Source organism: Bacteroides sp. 1_1_14 (assembly GCF_000162515.1).
GTDB lineage: Bacteria > Bacteroidota > Bacteroidia > Bacteroidales > Bacteroidaceae > Bacteroides > Bacteroides thetaiotaomicron.
On record NZ_GG774707.1, the window covers coordinates 16,957 to 34,986 of the forward strand.

At 45.0% G+C, this 18,030-nt stretch carries 10 protein-coding genes and 1 pseudogene; 7 read left to right on the plus strand and 4 right to left on the minus strand.

Annotated elements, in window-relative coordinates; translation table 11 throughout:
• Positions 1 to 174 precede the first annotated feature (174 nt).
• Positions 175 to 393: a DUF4248 domain-containing protein gene (locus HMPREF9007_RS10120; RefSeq protein ID WP_008762091.1), complete on the plus strand. Its 219-nt coding sequence runs from the start codon at positions 175 to 177 to the stop codon at positions 391 to 393.
• Between the two features lie 134 nt (positions 394 to 527).
• Here HMPREF9007_RS10120 and HMPREF9007_RS10115 read toward each other — a convergent pair whose 3' ends face one another.
• Together HMPREF9007_RS10115 and HMPREF9007_RS10110 are read right to left on the minus strand one after the other, a co-directional pair.
• Positions 528 to 2,375, minus strand: a complete 1,848-nt coding sequence (locus HMPREF9007_RS10115) for a DUF3987 domain-containing protein (protein ID WP_008762092.1) — start codon at positions 2,373 to 2,375, stop codon at positions 528 to 530.
• Positions 2,376 to 2,440: 65 nt separating this feature from the next.
• Complete coding sequence (locus HMPREF9007_RS10110) at positions 2,441 to 3,067, minus strand: BT4734/BF3469 family protein (protein ID WP_008762093.1); 627 nt, start codon at positions 3,065 to 3,067, stop codon at positions 2,441 to 2,443.
• A 157-nt stretch (positions 3,068 to 3,224) separates the two neighbouring features.
• Between HMPREF9007_RS10110 and HMPREF9007_RS27230 the strand changes: the two genes are divergently transcribed.
• A complete protein-coding gene (locus HMPREF9007_RS27230) occupies positions 3,225 to 3,374 on the plus strand; it encodes a hypothetical protein (RefSeq protein WP_008762094.1) in 150 nt (49 codons plus the stop codon).
• Positions 3,375 to 3,651: 277 nt separating this feature from the next.
• On the opposite strand, the gene HMPREF9007_RS10105 is transcribed toward HMPREF9007_RS27230, so the two are convergent.
• Both HMPREF9007_RS10105 and HMPREF9007_RS10100 read right to left on the minus strand, forming a co-directional pair.
• Positions 3,652 to 5,181, minus strand: a complete 1,530-nt coding sequence (locus HMPREF9007_RS10105) for an arylsulfatase (RefSeq protein ID WP_008762095.1) — start codon at positions 5,179 to 5,181, stop codon at positions 3,652 to 3,654.
• Between the two features lie 37 nt (positions 5,182 to 5,218).
• Positions 5,219 to 9,183: pseudogene (locus HMPREF9007_RS10100) on the minus strand (two-component regulator propeller domain-containing protein).
• A 131-nt stretch (positions 9,184 to 9,314) separates the two neighbouring features.
• Here HMPREF9007_RS10100 and HMPREF9007_RS10095 point away from each other — a divergent pair.
• The 5 genes from HMPREF9007_RS10095 to HMPREF9007_RS10075 all read left to right on the plus strand — a co-directional run bounded on the left by HMPREF9007_RS10095 (position 9,315) and on the right by HMPREF9007_RS10075 (position 18,002).
• Complete coding sequence (locus HMPREF9007_RS10095) at positions 9,315 to 10,745, plus strand: RNase adapter RapZ (protein ID WP_008762096.1); 1,431 nt, start codon at positions 9,315 to 9,317, stop codon at positions 10,743 to 10,745.
• Positions 10,745 to 11,491, plus strand: a complete 747-nt coding sequence (locus HMPREF9007_RS10090) for a nucleotidyltransferase family protein (protein ID WP_008762097.1) — start codon at positions 10,745 to 10,747, stop codon at positions 11,489 to 11,491. The genes HMPREF9007_RS10095 and HMPREF9007_RS10090 overlap by 1 nt, the downstream gene beginning before the upstream one ends.
• Positions 11,492 to 11,562: 71 nt before the next feature.
• Positions 11,563 to 12,486: a PD-(D/E)XK nuclease family transposase gene (locus HMPREF9007_RS10085; protein WP_032850511.1), complete on the plus strand. Its 924-nt coding sequence runs from the start codon at positions 11,563 to 11,565 to the stop codon at positions 12,484 to 12,486.
• A 334-nt stretch (positions 12,487 to 12,820) separates the two neighbouring features.
• On the plus strand, positions 12,821 to 16,150 hold the full coding sequence (locus HMPREF9007_RS10080) for a TonB-dependent receptor (RefSeq protein WP_008762099.1): 3,330 nt from the start codon (positions 12,821 to 12,823) through the stop codon (positions 16,148 to 16,150).
• Between the two features lie 16 nt (positions 16,151 to 16,166).
• A complete protein-coding gene (locus HMPREF9007_RS10075; protein WP_008762100.1) occupies positions 16,167 to 18,002 on the plus strand; it encodes a RagB/SusD family nutrient uptake outer membrane protein in 1,836 nt (611 codons plus the stop codon).
• Positions 18,003 to 18,030 lie beyond the last annotated feature (28 nt).

The following is an 18,030-nucleotide window of genomic DNA, read 5'->3' on the forward strand; positions in this document are numbered from 1 at the left end:
TCCCTTTCGATGACACAAAGATAGTATGCTGTAACTCGGAAGAATCGGTTGTGTACAGTGACAGTCGGTAATGTGCAATTGTTGTCGGTTATAGTCTGTTATTCCCTGATAAAATGTAGGTAATGTGAATATATTTTGTTACTTTTGTGACAGTAAAACAGAAACTTATTTGTCATGATAGAATTCAAAATACGTGCTTATGGTCGTATGGAACTGGCACAGCTTTATTCTCCCGAACTTACCGGCATTGCCGCTTACCGCAAAATGAATAAATGGATTGTCCGCTGTCCCGGTCTTCAGGAACGCCTGCTCGATCTGGGCTATCAGCCGCAGCACCGTTCTTACACTCCGTTGGAGGTGAGGGCGATCGTGGATGCGCTGGGAGAACCCTAGCTAAAGCTATGCTTTACGACTTCTAAAGCTTAGCTTTACGGTATCTAAAGCGGTGCTTTAGCTTCTACAAAACGTTATTTCCCTATGACGCAAAGTTATCAACCGATGCAAAAATGCACTTTTACGGAGCATCCCTAACACACGCACACACGTGCGCGTACGTAAGTCCCTTTTTCTTTCATGACAAAGAGGCCCTTTTTTACGAGACGTCTCAGCCAGGAGAGTGCGGTGTTTGGTTTGATTCCCATAGCTGTAGCCTGTTCCGTCAACTGTGTACGGGTGAACTCGTCACCCAGCGCATCGAAGAAGGCGTCACGGTCGGCGTTAGCCCTGTGGGGGATTTCCGAAGATGGCAGGAAAGATAATATATGCGTGGCATGCCGATAGAGAGGCTTTACAAGCCCAAGAACAGCTTTAAAGTCTTCAGGAGTGATAGTTATATCCCAACGGGTAATAATGCCGTCCTTGACGTTATCTGTGGGAATTTCCTTGTCCGGAACAGGAGCGTATCTGTCAGAACTCTTAAGCTGATAGGGTTGGGGGATTTCCAACACCCGTAACATGGCTATCGTTGACATGATGCGGCAGATATTGACAGCCAGACGGGCTATGAAACTTCTCATCTCGTTGCCGTTGGCAATGTCCGAACGGAAAAACAAATCGGAGAAGAGAGCGTTGAATTCCTTTTTCTGCTCGTCGGTGAGGCGAAGCGTATGGATACCGTGTTCTTTCAGTATATCCAGCTTTAGTTGCCAATCCCTGCCTATGGACCTGAAGATTTCGTCCAGATCTATCTCTCCGCACGCAAATTGGTCAGCCCATGTATAGATGCCATGCATGTAGTAGAACAGTTGGCGGGAGAAAAGTCCGTTCTCCGCCGACGGGATGAGGGCTCTCACCTGTGCGGGTGTCCCCGAAAGCAGGACGGCAAGAAAGATTCTCTTCACTTCCCGGTATTCCTGATCGGTACGTCGGTTGTAGGACAGTCTGTCATGGTCGAAGGCTTTGCGGAGCGTGTCGCTCCAATGGCCGTATTCGGAACTGATGGCGGAGGCGATGGTGTCCGCTTCGGTTTCGCAGATGAGTCCTGTTCCGTTGGCGTCCATGATATTTTGCAGAATGCCGGTGCCGCTGTTGTTGCCCGAGATAAGAAACATTTTGTTGGGAGGCATCTGAGGTGCTTCTGTATTGACACGCTCTTTGCCCAGCAACTCATAGTTTTTCTTTTCTTTCCGGTAGGCTTTCATTTCTTCGTCCACTTGTTGGCGAATTTTGTCATGAATAGGTTCCACGAGCAAGCGGATAAGTGAAAGTCCGCTTTTTCCCGAAGCAGGAGGGGCTACAAAGAAGGTTTGCAGACAAGGAGACTGGTATTTTCCGGAATAGGAACATCTCACATAGCGTTCCATCGTAGCTCCTAGTGCGGTCAGTGCTCCGAGCAAGAGTATGTCCCGTTGTGTGGGAGAAGTGGCATAGCTCATAATGAGCATTAGGATTTTAGGCCAGTCTGCTTCGGGGAAAGTAGGCAGGGGTTGTAGAGGATCACTGTCTGTCGAGAGTTCTTCTGGAGCATTGGTGTTTTCGTCGTTGTCGTTTTCTTCCTCTTCCACCTTATTATACGCGCGCCTGTGTGTGGGAAAATTGTAGGGTGCATTTAGTGCATTTTCTGCATTTTTCCGGCTGTTCATAACTTCCTCCCGGCAGATTTTCACTCCTGTCGATTCTGCGAGATGAAAAGCCGTTCCCAGATGTATTTCTCCATGCTGCTTTATAAGGGCGTTGGAGAACATTCGTTCGGCATGCTCACGCTGATATTTGGCGGATATCCGGCACAGGCGGTGAAAAAACTCGCGTCCTGCTTCGCCACAGTCTGTTGCGATGGCGAATGCTAATTGTACGTACTCGGTGTAAGAGGGTGCAATGTCGGCACCTGCCGTTTCGACTGCCTCAGTGATGAGGCGTAAAGATTCAATATTGGTCATTTTTTGGGAATTGACAATTGACAAATGATAATTGACAATTGAAGTTGATCATTCGTGATTATAATTTAATATTCTCTGAATAGTGCTTGTGGGTCGTGGCTGAGGAAACAGGCTCTTACGATGTCTTTGCCGGAGGTGTCTACGGCTTTTGGCGGAGTTTCTGTGGAGTCGTTCATTTCTGCTCCGTAGGTTATTTCTATGTATTGCATTGCCCAGTTTATACTTTCTTTTACGTTCCGTGTCTGATCGTCTGCGTAAAGTTTGCTATAAGGTACGAATGCTTTCACGCCCCGGCCGCTGGGACTGATGAATGTAAGTATGGGACAGAGGAAAGGGTCGTCGAACAGTGTACGACGCATTTCCACGGCTTTATGATAGGAGTCGAGGTTATCTATATCTACCACTACGAGCCCGGAAGGCGATGCGAAGAATTTACTACTCCGGCGGATGAATATGCCGCATGGGGTTACGTAGGGGAGTAAAGAGGTTTTTGCCATTCGCAGGTCTCCGGCACTTCGCACTTGTTCGGTCAGTGCTTTGAGGTTTTCGTTGCAGGTGATCATCTGATATACCTGTTCGACCGAAACTTCGCAGAAGGGAGTGAGTGTGGCGGGTGTAACGGTTTGTCCTTGTTCGTTCCTGATGGGAGCAATCGGGGGCATGAAATAAGACATTCTGAAATTGTTTGTCATAACATTTATCGTTAATTCTTTTAATAATGCGGTTCTGTTTTTGAAACGCAGCGCAAAATTAGGACAAAAATGATATAACGGCAGTTCGGACATATCCGAACTAATGTGAATATTTTTATAACAACTAAATTATTATTAACGTTTAAAACAAGAAAAAATGAAAAAAGAGTATCATCATTTTGCATTCGGCCTTTTTATCGAAGAGGTACTTAAATGCGAGAAAGTGGGTATTTCAGCCATGTGTCAAGCTATAGGCATGAGTAAGGGAACTTACGAAATGCTAAAAAAAGGGATGATAAGTGTTTGAACTATTACGAGCGTATATTTAATTATTACTATGATACGCTCACAGAAGAGGAGTTTCTGAAGAAAATGCATGAGTGGTCACTGCGGTATATCCGGTATAGGAAGAGACAGGAGGAAGAAAAAGAATCCGCACGGAAATTCTCGGATCAATAGCGGATTATTCGGCTATTGATAACAGTCAGGCACGGATTTCGCGGAACTACACGGTTTTTAATTACTCAACTCTGAAAACCGTGTAATCCGCGAAATCTGTGCCTAAATGATAAACTTTTATTACCTTATTTCTTCTCCGGTAGTGTAACGGAGAAGTTTGGGTTAGGCGTGTGCTGTGCAAAGATTACTGCCTTCATCTTTTCTACAATCTCCGGATGCTGGTCGGCCACATTGTTGTCTTCATGAATGTCCGTTGCCAGATTATAAAGGAAAGGTATCCCTTTCTTTACTACCATCTTCCAGTCTCCCATGCGTACGCCAATCTGATTTGTTTCATTAAATTCCCAGTAAAGGAAGTCATGTTCCTTCTGCTTTTTCTTTCCCAGTAATGTCGGGGCGAAGGAAATGCCGTCGAAGTAATCTACTTCTTTGTCTTTGTTCGCATATTTCTTTACGTAATTCTTTTCGCCGATGATCTCGCAGAAAGTAGGCATCAGGTCGTAGAAAGCGCAGATGTGGTCGTTCACTGTACCTGCAGGTACACGTCCCGGCCAGCGGGCGATAAATGGGATACGGATACCTCCTTCATAGCATTGGCGTTTCAAGCCACGCAGTTTACCGTCTCTGCCGAAGAATGTAGGATCAGCTCCGCCTTCTTCGTGAGGGCCGTTGTCGCTGGAGAAAATGACCAGTGTATTCTCGTCCAGTCCTTTCTCTTTCAGCTTTTTCAGTACTTCTCCGACGTAGTAGTCCAGTCGCGTAATCATTCCTGCAAATTGTGCGTGTACATGCGTGATCGCGTTGTATCGCGATCCTTCGCTGCCTTTGTAGCTCTTGTCAGGATTGAATTTCTCTTTATATTCATTTAAGATAGAGTCTTCCGGCTGAACCAGTTCCGCATGGGGCAGGGTATAAGTCAGCACTCCGAAGAACGGTTGTTTGCCGTCCTGCTCATCCAGCCATTCCATTGCTTTCTGGTGAATCATATCCGCCGAATATTGCGGGCGTTTTTGATAATCGGCACCATACATCGGATACTTGATGTTCTCGTCCATGATGACACGTACTACGCCTGTGTCGCCTAATGCCTTGCTGTAGCGATTGAGGAAATTAGGATAGTAAAGGTGGGCCTGGAACTGACAGATGTAGCCGAAATATTCGTCTATCCCGCGTTTGTCCGGAGTGGAGCAGGAACCTTCATAACCTCCCGCCCATTTGCCGAACATACCGGTGGTATATCCGTTCTCTTTCATTATCTCGGGCAGGATAACGTGATCGGGGTCGTAAGGATGCTGACCGACTACTGCATACTCCTTGTTGTTGCCATACATTACTGTGGGGGCGTTCGTCCAATATTCCTTGTTGCCCCGTACTTCGCAATGTCCTGTATGCTGCCCTGTCATAAATGAAGCTCGGGAAGGAGCACTGACGGGACTTCCTGCGTATGCCTGTGTGAAGCGCATACCCTCGCTTGCCATCGCATCCAGATGGGGGGTGCGGATGAATGGCTGACCGTAGCATCCCAGATCGCCATATCCCATGTCATCGCAGAGGATGAAGAGGATATTCGGCTTTGTGTTGTTTTTCTGTCCGCTGGCAGACAGACTGGAAAGAATAAGCGTACCGCTTACTAAAGAAAATAATTTGTAGTTCATAAAAATAATGTGTTAAGAAATTTATATATTAGGGGTTTTATTGATTAATTGTTTTTGATGTCTCTCTCTTATGTTTCTCTTTATATTGAGTCGGTGTTTCGCCCGTGTACTGCTTGAAAGTCGTGCTGAAATAACGGGAAGTAGTGAATCCCACTTTCTCCGCAATTTCCGTAAATGACATTTCCGTGCCGGTGATCAGTAGAATTGCCTGCTCCATCCGGAACTTATTGATATAGTCATTGGCTCCCATGTCCGTCAGTGCCTTCAGTTTGTTGTAAAGAGAGGCCCGGCTCATGCCGATTTCTTTGCAGATAAAAGGAATATCCAATCGGCTACTGTCCAAATTCTCTTGAATGATCTTGTTCAGTTTGAGCAAGAACGTTTCATCTGCCTGGCTGAAGGTGCTTTCTTCCGGAGCGGGGATCAGTCCTGCGTTCAGATATCTCTTCTTGGTATGTTCACGGTTTTTTAGTCGGTTACGGATCAGTTCCATCAGCATTTCCACTTCGAACGGTTTGGTCAGATAGGCGTCCGCACCGTTTTTGTAGCCGCTCATCTGACTTTGTTTGTCGTCTCTTGCCGTCAGCAGGATAACGGGGATGTGACTGATCGCAATGTCTTCCTTTATGTTTTTGCAAAGCTCATATCCGTTCATGCGGGGCATCATGACGTCACTTACGATGATGTCGGGAGTATGGCTTTTGATAAGCTGAAGTGCCTCTACACCATCAGAGGCAGTCAATATACGTTTGAAGTATTCTCCCAGTGCTTTCTTTAAGAAGTCTGTCAGGTCGGGATTGTCGTCTACCATCAGAATGCTGTAGGGGGCGGTGGCGAAGCTGTCTTCCTCTTGTGACTGCTTGCCGCTGTCGTCGCTCATCAATTCATTCAGATATGCTTTGGGCTGGCAGATGATCTCTTCCGATTCCAGTTTCAGCGGTAGTTCGAAGAAGAAGGTGGCTCCCGATTCCGAATTGTCCCGTGCGCCGATGGAGCCGCCGTGCAGTTCCACCAGAATCTTGGAGTAAGACAAGCCGATGCCCGTTCCGCTCTGTTCGCCCATGCCCTGATAAAAACGGGTGAAGAGCTTCTGTGTATCTACCTGCTGCAATCCGCAACCTTGGTCGGTAATGGAGATGCGTACTCTTTTTCTTCGGGCAGCAGTTCTGAAGTGATGGTGATTTCCGTGTCTTGCGGGCTGTGTTTCAGTGCATTGATCAGCAGATTACTCAGAATGATTTCACATTTGTCCTTATCGAAACTCACTATTTTGATGCGTGGATCGAGCCGGTAATGAATCTGTATATTCTTTGCTTCCCCTTCGCTGACGAAATCTTGCGATACATGTTCGATCCATTCGTTGAGCGGGTGAGGCTGTATGAGCAGTTTGCTTTCTCCCACTTCCATCTTGCGCACATCGAGCACCATGTTGATCAGATTCTTCATTCGCTGAGACTGCCGGTAAATCGCTTTCAGCGGCAGGTATTGGGTATCTGCCGGGGATAAGGACTTCAATATGCGGCTGAGCGGAGCGTGGATCAGTGTCAGTGGAGTACGCAGTTCGTGGCTGATATTGATCAGGAAACGTACTTTTTCTTCGTACACCTGTTGCTCGTGCTCCTTCATGGCCCATTTCAACTTATCTTCTTTTCGTTTCAGTGTTCTCCGGAAAGTTTCGACAATCATTCCGGTTACTAACAAGGCACAGCCCAGCGTGAACCACCATGTGCGGTACCAGGGAGGGAGTACGGTCAGTTCCAGTATCTGCTGACTGGGAATCCAGCTGCCGTCCTTTGCTGTGCAGGAAGCCATAATCTGATAATCGCCGGGCGGAAGCGAGCGGATGACCAGTTCCGGGTTGTACGATTCGATCTGCTGGTCGTTCAGCCCTTCTATCTGATACCGATACACTTTCTGCCGGAAGATATCCTCTTCTTTGGACATGATACGGATACTTATATTACTGTTCCAGGGAACGGAAATTCCGGTCGGGTCACCGCACAGTTCATTGTTGACGGATTCTCCGTTGACGATGACATCCGATAATTGCAGTTTGGGCAGCTCGGAAGTAGCCGGCGGCAGATTGCTGTTGATATGCAGCAGTCCTTTGACGCCGCCCATGTAGACATCTCCGTGACTGCTCAGCAGACGGGGTTTGGAAAGATATTCGTTTTGAATGGCACCATCCGGTTCGCCGAACAGTACGAATTTCTTTTCTTTGATGAGCCATGCGAAAAGCATGTCATTCGTTCCGAACCATACTTTTCCCTGTTGGTCGCACACGATGAGCGTTACTTCCGTGAATAGCGTGGTGGTAAAGGGAGTACGTACTTTGGTAGCGGGATTATAGTGGATCAGTCCATAGTTGCTCCCTATCCAGAAGTCTCCGTATTCGTCACGCGCCACGGAATTGATGACCGTATCGTTGAAGCAACGGAACAGAGACGTCAGGCGGTTGTTCCGTTTGTCCAGTTGGTAGATACGTTTCGTATCGTTGAGATAGGTATAGTCTTCGTGATTGGTGATGGGCAGAAGAGCGCCGATGATGTCCTGTCCCTCCTGTTCGGTGGCAATCCGGAAAGTGCGTTTGTTCAGGTCGTATTGATAGACGTGGTCGCCGAGCAGCAGCACGTTGTCGGGGGTGTTTTGATACAGGTTGACCGCTTTTCCCCGATTGCAGAGGCGGGTGGTCGTTTCGTCGTCAATGATTGTGAACGGTTGTTTCTCTCCGGTAGACGGATTGAAGACGAATACTCCCTGTGAGAAGAGCGAGATCAGTAGTTTGTCGGGAGTGAACTGACAGATAGATGCCACTTTGTCTTCCCACGTAGAGAGATAATGGGTGAACTTCTCCGTGAGAGGATTGAAAAGGTTGACTCCGCCTCCGTCTGTTCCGATCCATATTTTATCGTCGGACTGCTGATAGAGGCTGAGGATGGTGTTGTTGCTCAGTCCACGGTCGTTGCCGGGCACTACGTCCGTGTAGGTCACCATTGACACTTCGCGGATGCTGATCAGTCCGTTCCGGATACTTCCTGCCCATATATTGTTGTTACGGTCGTTGTAGAGGCTGAGGATGGAGTTGGCGGGGAGCGAATAGTTGTCTCTGCCGGGGATGTGTTCCAGCAGGGAAAGCTGTCCGGTTTCCGGTTCGAGGATGTTGATACCGCCTCCGTCCGTTCCGATCCATAGTTTGTTCTCCCGTTCGGCAAGACTGAGTATGACATTGTTGCTCAGCGAGGAGTTGCGGGTGGTGTATGATGCCAGTTGTTTTCCGTTCCGGTCGAAACAGTAGAGCCCGTTATTGTAGGGGGCAATCCATATCCGGTTCTTCGAGTCGATGATCATGCTCATAATCTCCTTTCCGCAGTCGAAAGGCGGGCGGCTGTATGCTCCGGTTTTCAGGTTGAGCAGGAGTAGCCCTTGCCAGCGGCTGCAACAGAGTACAGTTTCTTCATCCCAAAGGCTGAGTATCGTGATATTGAAGTTTCTGAAATCCGGTGTCTGGTCGAATTCCTGCAGCAGGCGGAAAGAACCGTCCCGGTAGCTGTAAAAGTAAATTTTGTTTTTGGCTCCGAATAATAACCCCTCTGGGGTAGGGCAGGTGGAATATGCGGTGATGTTCTTTCCTTTTTCGTCGGTTGGCAGGTAGAAGTCGTCACTTTGCCGTTGGTAGCGTGCCACCCCTTTATCAGTCAAGATCCAGATATTGTATTGTTCGTCTTCTGCAATCTGAAGGACGAGGTCGTGAGGCAACGAATGCGGATCGTCTGCATGATGGATGTATTTCTTCAGTTCGTGGCCGTCAAACCGTCCCAGACCGGAGCGGGTGCCTATCCACACGAATCCCTGTTCATCCGTAAGGATGCACCGGACGGTGGAAGGTAGTCCTTCTTTCAGAGAAATCTGCTTGTAATAGTAATGCCCCGCCTGTAAAGGAAGGACACCGGCCATTTGTGTGATAAATGCGATGCATAGGACGATATAGAGTCTTGCTTTCATTGAATTAGGTCGAGTAAACAGAAGCAAAGATAATACATTCGGATGAATATTGAATAAAATGATATAGAGTTTTGAGCAAAGATGATATTAATTTATCTATAATCTTTATCTTTGCTCGAAAATGTACGACTATGATTACCGAAGAACTACAGAAACTATATCAGGAATATACGGGAGTTCCCGCAGAGAATATAACAGAATTACCATCTTCCGGTTCCAACCGCCGCTACTTCCGGCTGACAGGTGCGAAAACCCTGATCGGCGTATGTGGCACGTCTGTCGAGGAGAATGATGCTTTCCTTTATATGGCAGCCCATTTCCGCAAGTCCGGCCTGCCTGTACCCGAAGTTCATATCGTTTCCGAAAATAAGAGTTACTATCTTCAGGAGGATTTGGGAGATACCCTTTTGTTTCATGCAATCGAGAAAGGACGTGCTACCAGCGTATTTTCCGAAGAGGAAAAAGAGTTGCTCCGTAAGACGGTCCGTTTGCTTCCTGCCATACAGTTTGCCGGAGCCGACGGCTTCGACTTTTCCCGTTGCTATCCGCAGCCGGAGTTCAATCAGCGTTCTATCCTTTGGGATTTGAATTACTTCAAATATTGTTTCCTTAAGGCTACCGGCATGGAATTTCAGGAAGATAAACTGGAGGACGACTTTCAGAAGATGAGTGATGTGCTGCTGCGCAGTTCTTCCGCTACTTTTATGTACCGCGATTTTCAGAGCCGCAATGTGATGATCAAAGACGGTGAGCCGTGGTTTATCGACTTTCAGGGGGGACGAAAAGGGCCGTTCTATTATGATGTCGCTTCTTTCCTGTGGCAGGCAAAGGCGAAGTATCCCGATAGTCTCCGTCAGGAATTGCTGAAGGAGTATATCGATGCCCTGCGCAAATATCAGCCTATCGACGAGCCCTATTTCTATAGTCAGCTTCGTCATTTTGTTCTTTTCCGCACGTTGCAAGTGCTCGGAGCTTACGGTTTCAGGGGGTATTTTGAGAAGAAACCTCATTTTATCCAGAGTGTTCCTTTTGCTATCCAGAACCTGCGTGACTTGCTCAAAGAAGCGTACCCTGAATACCCGTATCTTTGCAATGTGCTACGCGAACTTACCGAACTCAAGCAATTCACCGACGATCTCAAGAAACGGCAGCTTACCGTCAAAGTGATGAGTTTTGCTTATAAGAAAGGGATTCCCGATGATCCTACCGGTAATGGCGGCGGTTATGTCTTTGACTGCCGTGCCGTGAACAATCCCGGTAAGTACGAACGCTACAAACCTTTCACGGGACTGGACGAACCGGTGATCAGTTTTCTCGAAGAAGATGGTGAAATTCTCCGTTTCCTCGACTCTGTCTATGCGTTGGTAGATGCTTCGGTGAAGCGATATATGGAACGTGGCTTCAGTAATTTGTCCGTTTGCTTCGGCTGTACCGGAGGGCAACATCGTTCGGTTTATTCGGCGCAGCATCTGGCAGAGCACCTGAACCGCAAATTTGGCGTGAAAGTGGAGCTGGTGCACCGCGAACAGAATATAGAACGTACTTTTGAGGCAACTGTGTAATGAAAGCAATGATATTTGCAGCCGGGTTGGGCAGCCGGCTGAAACCACTGACCGATACGATGCCCAAAGCCCTTGTTCCCGTGGCCGGACGTCCGATGCTGGAGCATGTGATTTTGAAACTGAAAGCTTCCGGTTTTACCGAAATAGTGATTAATATCCATCATTTCGGTGAGCAGATTATTGATTTTCTGAAAGCTAACAATGATTTCGGACTGACGTTGCATATTTCCGACGAACGGGACCTGCTGCTCGATACGGGGGGAGGAATCAGAAAAGCCCGTCGATTCTTTGAAAATTCCGATGAACCCTTCCTTGTGCATAATGTGGATATTCTTTCGGATATGAATCTGAAAGAACTGTATGACTTTCATTTGCGGAACGGAAGTGTAGCTACCTTACTCGCCAGTCGGCGTAAAACTTCCCGTTATCTGCTTTTTGATGTGGAACAAAGATTGCGAGGATGGATCAACAAAGATACGGGACAGGTGAGGCCCGAAGGTTTCCTATATGATGAATCGCTGTATAGAGAGTATGCCTTTAGCGGTATCCATGTTTTTTCGCCTGCTGTCTTCCAGTTGATGGAAGTGCCGTGCTGGGAAGGCAAGTTCTCTATTATGGACTTTTATCTGGCTACCTGCGGGCAAACGGATTATTGCGGTTATCTTACGGAAAAGTTGGAACTGATTGATATCGGCAAGCCGGAGACGTTGGCACGGGCGGAAGAGTTTGTGAAAAGATTAGGATGATAGAAAAGAAACGCTTGTGAATATAAACATATTGCTTTGGAATCTAACATATTTCGTGTACCTTTGTTATTATGAAAATAGAAACAGAGAAAGGAGACGAACCTATGCCAAGTAATTATATTCGTTTCGATTGGGCGATGAAACGCCTTTTGCGTAATAAAGCCAATTTCGCCGTATTCGAAGGCCTTTTGACTACTCTTCTGGGTGAAACAATCTTGATTCAGAAGTTATTGGAAAGTGAAAGTAATCAGGAAGATGAGTTCGATAAGTATAACCGTGTGGATATGCTTGCTGAGAATTCTAAAGGTGAACTGATTTTGATTGAAGTTCAGAATAATAATGAATACGCCTATTTTCAACGTATGCTTTTCGGAGCTTCTAAGTTAGTAACCGAATATATCAATCGTGGAGAAGGGTATGACCAAGTCCGTAAAGTATACAGTGTCAATATCGTATATTTCTCTTTAGGCTGCGGCAAGGATCTTGTTTATCATGGTAAAACGGAGTTTCGTGGCATCCATCAAGGGGATATTCTGGAACTGACTCCTTTTCAAAAACAGACCTTCAAAGTGGATAGCGTAAGCCAGTTATATCCGGAGTACTATATATTGAAGGTGAATGATTTTAACCAGGTAGCCAAAAGTCCTCTTGAAGAATGGATTTATTATTTGAATACAGGAGATATTCCGGATACTGCTACAGCTCCTGGACTGAATGAAGCCCGCCAAAGGCTGAAACTTGACCGGATGACGAAGGAAGAATTGAATGCGTATTACCGGCATTTGGATAATATTGTGATTTTGAGAGATAACATTTTCACAGAACGTGCCGAAGGTCGTGCGGAAGGACGTGCTGAGGGTATTGCGGAAGGTCGTGCAGAAGGAGAAAGAGAGGCCCGGATCCAGATTGCCCGTAATTTGAAAAAGGCAGGAATCCCTGTAGAGGTGATCGTTAAATCTTCCGGCTTGACAGTTGATGAAGTAAAGAAAATTTAATTCAAAACGATAGCCAATATATTTAGGTATATAATTTACAAAGAAGAAAGGCGGAGATATTCGGAAATGAATATTACCGCCTTTCTTCTTTTGTCTCGAAAGTTGTCTGATAATGTCTGTCACCATGAAAAATGCGGTGAAATGGACTATTTTAGACAAAATTGGAGGTGAAATAGTGAATTTAGAACATCGCTTTTCGGGCTTGTGCCTATTTTTGTTGCCGAAAGTCCTACCTATTTAAATGAGTTGGTGAGAACTTTCGAATCTTAATTGTATTGGGATTTATTTTTGTTAGCTAATAAATTAGTATCTTTAATTATTAAATTGTAGTATTATGAAAAAAAAGAAGCTTATGAAAAAACAAAGCTACTTTGTTGTTCTTCTGATGCTCCTCCTTTTATTTCCTTCAGGAGCGTTTGCGCAGCAACAAATGATTAAAGGACAAGTGGTGGATGATAAAGGCGACACAGTTATCGGAGCCACGGTCATGTTGAAAGGAACGCAAGAAGGTGCTATAACCGACATTGACGGGAATTTCTCTATAAAAGGAAAAGTTGGAAACACATTGACTATCTCTTATGTCGGTTTTTCTCCGCTCGAAGTAAAGGTGACAAAACTGGAAGGTAATCGTTTTGTGCTGAAAGAAGATTCAAAAGTACTTGATGAAGTCGTTGTAGTAGGTATGGATAAGCAAAAACGTAATACCATTACGGCTGCTGTAGCTACTGTCAATGAGAAAGCTATTGTTAACCGTCCTGTAACCGATTTGACCAGTGCGCTACAAGGTAATGTGGCAGGTTTGAATTTCGCTTCTGATGCTACGGCGAGTGGTGTCGGTGGTGAAACGGGAGCAGAGATTAAATTTAATATTCGTGGTATCGGTTCTATTAATGGTGGTGAACCTTATGTACTGGTGGACGGTGTAGAACAGAGTATGCAGAATGTGAATCCTGCCGATATTGCCAGTATCAGTGTACTGAAGGATGCTTCTGCGTCTGCTGTTTACGGTGCTCGTGCAGCTTATGGTGTGGTATTGGTGACAACGAAAAGCGGTAAGAAGGAAAAGACACGTATTACTTACCGTGGAACAGTCGGCTTCAGTTCTCCTATTAATATGCCTGAAATGATGAACTCCCTGGAGTTTGCTCATTATGTAAATGAACGTAATGATAACATGGGGGTGAAGCGTCTTTTTTCTGATCAGCTGATCGAGAAGATGAAAGGTTTTATGGCTAATCCTTATTCAGCAGAATTTCCGGGTGTAGAACCTAATCAGCAGGGAACAGGATGGGCCGGTTCTCAGGATGCGGTATATGCCAATACTGATTGGTTTGATTATTATTTTAAGAAGTCTGCTATCCGCCATTCTCATAACCTGAATATAACAGGAGGTTCGGATAAATTCAACTATTACGTTGGTATGGGATATACCTATCAGGAAGGTTTGCTGGATCAGGTAGAGGATAATTTGAGTAAATATAATATAAATACTAAATTTCAGATAACAGCGAATGAATGGTTGAAATTCAATTTCAATAATAATATGACTCTGAACATAATCAAGCGTCCGTTGGCTAATCAGACTATTTTTTATGGTACAGTAGGTAATGCTTTTCCTAATCGTCCGACAGTTCTTCCTGTTGATTCGGAATATAATCTTCCGGATTGGAATGAATTCTTGCGTATGAAGCAATCCCGTTACAATCAGAATCGTATTTCGGATGCTATGTCTTTTTCTGCTGTTATTACTCCATTGGAGGGATGGGATATTGTCGGTGAAATGAAAGTCCGTCTGGATGTGGAGAAGAACAGCTTCGAACGGGGAACTCCTATTTATGAAAACCCCAATAAACAATTGTACACCGTGACTGGCAATACGCAGGGCTATCAATATCCGGGAATGCACTGGAAAAACTCTACATGGGGTTCATATACCCGCGGGGATGCCTTCAATTATTATCTTTCCCCGAACGTATCTTCTTCTTATACGCATCAATGGGGAGAACATTTTTTCAAGGCAATGGCAGGTTTCCAGATGGAAGTGCAGGAAAATTCTGATGGATATACCTATAAAGATGGAATGTTAAGTGATGATATATTTTCATTTGCCAATGCCAATGGAACTCTTTATGCCGGTGATAATCGTACACATTGGGCTACAATGGGTGCTTATGCCCGTATGAATTGGAATTATCAGAATGTGTATTTCCTTGAGGTTAGTGGGCGCTATGACGGTTCTTCTCGTTTTGCTCCGGGACATCGTTGGGGATTTTTCCCTTCTTTCTCTGCTGGTTATGATATTGCACGTACCGATTACTTCCAAAAATTGGAATTACCATTCTCTCAGTTGAAAGTACGTGTCTCTTATGGTCGTCTGGGCAATCAGAACGGAGCCGGATATTATGACTATATCGGAGTGATGCCACTTGTGGCGGCTGACCCTAATGCATGGTTGCTTCCGGGTATCAGTTCTACACCTACTCAAGGTACGATAGCCAAAACTCCGAAAATGGTCAGTCCTTATATTACTTGGGAAAAGGTGGATAATGCCAACTTAGGTTTCGATTTGATGTTGCTGGATAACCGTCTTTCTATCACGGCGGATATCTATCAGCGTACCACACGTGATATGATCGGACCGGCAGAGGCTATTCCATCTATCGGGGGTATTGCAAATGCTGATCGTGCCAAAGTAAACAATGCAACTTTACGAAATCGTGGTTGGGAGCTTTCTGTCAATTGGCATGACCAGTTGAAGTGTGGTTTCAGCTATGGTGTAGGTTTTAATCTATTCAATTACAAAGCTGTTGTTACCAAATATAACAACCCGGAAGGACTCATCTTTAATAACCATACTGGGTTGCCATCAAACAAAGGATATTATGAAGGTATGGATATTGGTGAAATCTGGGGATATCGTGCTGATGACTTATTTATGAGCAACCGCGAAATTGATGATTATCTAAGAACAGTGGATCTTAGCTTCTTCAAACCGGATAGCCAGTGGCAACGCGGTGATTTGAAATATCTTGATGTAGATGGCGATGGTAAAGTAGATCCGGGTAAAGGAACATTAAGCGATCATGGTGACTTGCGGGTTATTGGTAATGCAACTCCTAAATATTCTTTCGGTATTAATTTGAATGTGGGTTATAAAGGATTTGAAGTGTCCACCTTGTTCCAGGGGGTTGCCAAAAGAGATTTCCCGCTGGCTGGAAGTACTTACCTTTTTGGAGGAAAGAACTTCTTTAAAGAACATCTTGATTATTTTAGTGCTGATCAACCGAATGGTTATCTGCCTAGACTTACTGAGTTCAATAAACCGGATTTTCAGGCCAACTCTGCTTATAATACTTCCCGATATTTGGTGAATGCGGCTTATATGCGTATGAAGAATCTGATGGTATCTTATACTTTTAATAAGAGAATGCTTCGTAACATAGGGCTGGAAAATCTAAAAGTATATTTCACGTGTGACAACTTATTTACGATAACAAAGTTGCCCAAGCAGTTTGATCCTGAAACCTTGAATCAGGTGAATACCTGGGCAGGCGGTAGCAATGAATCTGCACCGGGACTGACTTCTCCGGCTAAAGAAAATGGTAACGGTAAAGTGTATCCGATGAACCGGAACTTTGTATTTGGACTTGATTTTACATTTTAATTAGAGAGGAAAAGACATGAAAAAGAAATATATATTGTTAACAGCCTTCATTGGGGTAATGTTGTCTGCTTGTTCGGACTTCCTGGACAGAAAACCATTGACGGAACCTAATAATGAAGAATACTTATGTAGCCGTGCTCAGGTGGAAAATTACATTAACGGCTTGTATATGGCGCTTCCTGCTCCTTCTCAATATGGTATGGGAGTGAGAGGTGAAGAAAAGAACAGTGACAATATTCTTGCCGAAAAGTATGACCTGCGTCTGAATGGAGAATACAATGCTTTCAGTGGTTCGTCTGAATGGCAGAAGGGATATCAGAATTTGCGTAATGTAAATTACTTCTTTTATTATTATTGTGTTCCGGAGAATGAGGAAACAGAAGATGTTCTTTCTTTGAAAGGGGAAGCATATTTCCTGCGTGCGTACTGGCATTTTTACTTGTTGACTCGTTTTGGGGATATCCCTTTGATGGACCGGTTGTGGGATGAGAATGCAACAGTAGCTGGTTTGCAGATTCCTCCTGCATCACGTTCGGATGTGGCGAAATTTATATTGGAAGATTTGAAGACAGCTTCAGAAGGAATGCTTCAGTCGCGAAGTAAATACAGTGGCTTGCGTATCAGCAAAGAAGCAGCCATGATATTGGCAATGCGGGTAGCTTTGTATGAAGGGTCCTGGGAAAAGTATCATAAAGGGACGGAATTTTCTGAAACTGATAACTCAGACTACTTCTTTAAGGAAGTAATGAGATGGGGAGACGAACTTTTCAAAGCAGGGTTGAGCCTGAATACGGATGCTACGGATAATGAAGCTGTAAATCCAGGTGATGCATTTGCTCATTTGTTCAATAAGGATGATCTTTCTAAGATTACGGAAGCTGTATTCTGGAAGAAATATGCCGGCGATGGTGTGTTCCACGGTTTAGGTGGATTGCTTGGTGGCGGAGTTGTAGATAACGATGGCCCGGCAGGTGTATCAAAATCGCTGGTTGATAATTATCTGAATGCGGATGGTACGTTTATCAATCCGAATGATGAGAAGTATAAGGACTTTAATGCGACTTTTGAAAAACGTGATCCTCGTTTGATTCAGTCGGTCATGAATACAGGAGCGAAGTTCCGTTCTACAGCGAAAGGCTCTAAACCGATGAATGTGAGAGCCTATGATAATACAGGAACAGACGAGGAAATAAAAGAGAAGAATAAGGATATTTCTTCTCCTAATCTGAATGGAGACGGTAACGGTAAGAATATTACCGGATTTCATATTCGCTTGGGTATTGACACTACGTTTGTAGAAGGAGGCAGCCATATGGCAATTATATTATTTCGCTATTCGGAGGCGCTACTAGCTTATGCGGAAGCTGCGGAAGAATTGAATCTTTGTAACGATGATGTCTTGAATAAGACATTAAAACCTTTGCGTGAACGTGCGGGTGTTACTTATATACGTCCTACTCAGATTGATCCTAACTTTACTTCCTTTGGTTACTCTCTGACTCCTGTTATGCAGGAAATCCGTCGGGAAAGACGTGCCGAACTGGCTTTCCAGGGCTTTCGTCAGGATGACTTGATGCGTTGGGCCGGTCATAAGCTGATAAAAGGGCAACGAGGCTTGGGAGCTTATCTGGGAACTGATGGAGTTCTTTATAAGAGTTTCTCACCCAAAGCACAAGAATCGTTGGGACTGGTTTCTACCAATGATAGTGGTTGGATGGATCCGTTGAAAGATTATTTGCCACAAGGATATCAATTCCAGCCGGACCGTGATTATTTATTGCCTATACCGCCGGATGAACTGGAACTGAATAAGCAGTTGAAACAAAACCCGGGATGGACAAAAACGAAGTAATAATAGTAGGACATATTAAAGTATAAAA

Bases quoted from the DNA above. Each gene is read 5' to 3' on its own strand.
- HMPREF9007_RS10090 (WP_008762097.1), top strand. From the start codon at position 10,745: ATGAAAGCAATGATATTTGCAGCCGGGTTGGGCAGCCGGCTGAAACCA.
- HMPREF9007_RS27230 (WP_008762094.1), top strand. From the start codon at position 3,225: ATGAAAAAAGAGTATCATCATTTTGCATTCGGCCTTTTTATCGAAGAG.
- HMPREF9007_RS10110 (WP_008762093.1), bottom strand. From the start codon at position 3,067: ATGACAAACAATTTCAGAATGTCTTATTTCATGCCCCCGATTGCTCCC.
- HMPREF9007_RS10080 (WP_008762099.1), top strand. From the start codon at position 12,821: ATGAAAAAAAAGAAGCTTATGAAAAAACAAAGCTACTTTGTTGTTCTT.
- HMPREF9007_RS10095 (WP_008762096.1), top strand. From the start codon at position 9,315: ATGATTACCGAAGAACTACAGAAACTATATCAGGAATATACGGGAGTT.
- HMPREF9007_RS10120 (WP_008762091.1), top strand. From the start codon at position 175: ATGATAGAATTCAAAATACGTGCTTATGGTCGTATGGAACTGGCACAG.
- HMPREF9007_RS10115 (WP_008762092.1), bottom strand. From the start codon at position 2,375: ATGACCAATATTGAATCTTTACGCCTCATCACTGAGGCAGTCGAAACG.
- HMPREF9007_RS10075 (WP_008762100.1), top strand. From the start codon at position 16,167: ATGAAAAAGAAATATATATTGTTAACAGCCTTCATTGGGGTAATGTTG.
- HMPREF9007_RS10085 (WP_032850511.1), top strand. From the start codon at position 11,563: ATGAAAATAGAAACAGAGAAAGGAGACGAACCTATGCCAAGTAATTAT.
- HMPREF9007_RS10105 (WP_008762095.1), bottom strand. From the start codon at position 5,181: ATGAACTACAAATTATTTTCTTTAGTAAGCGGTACGCTTATTCTTTCC.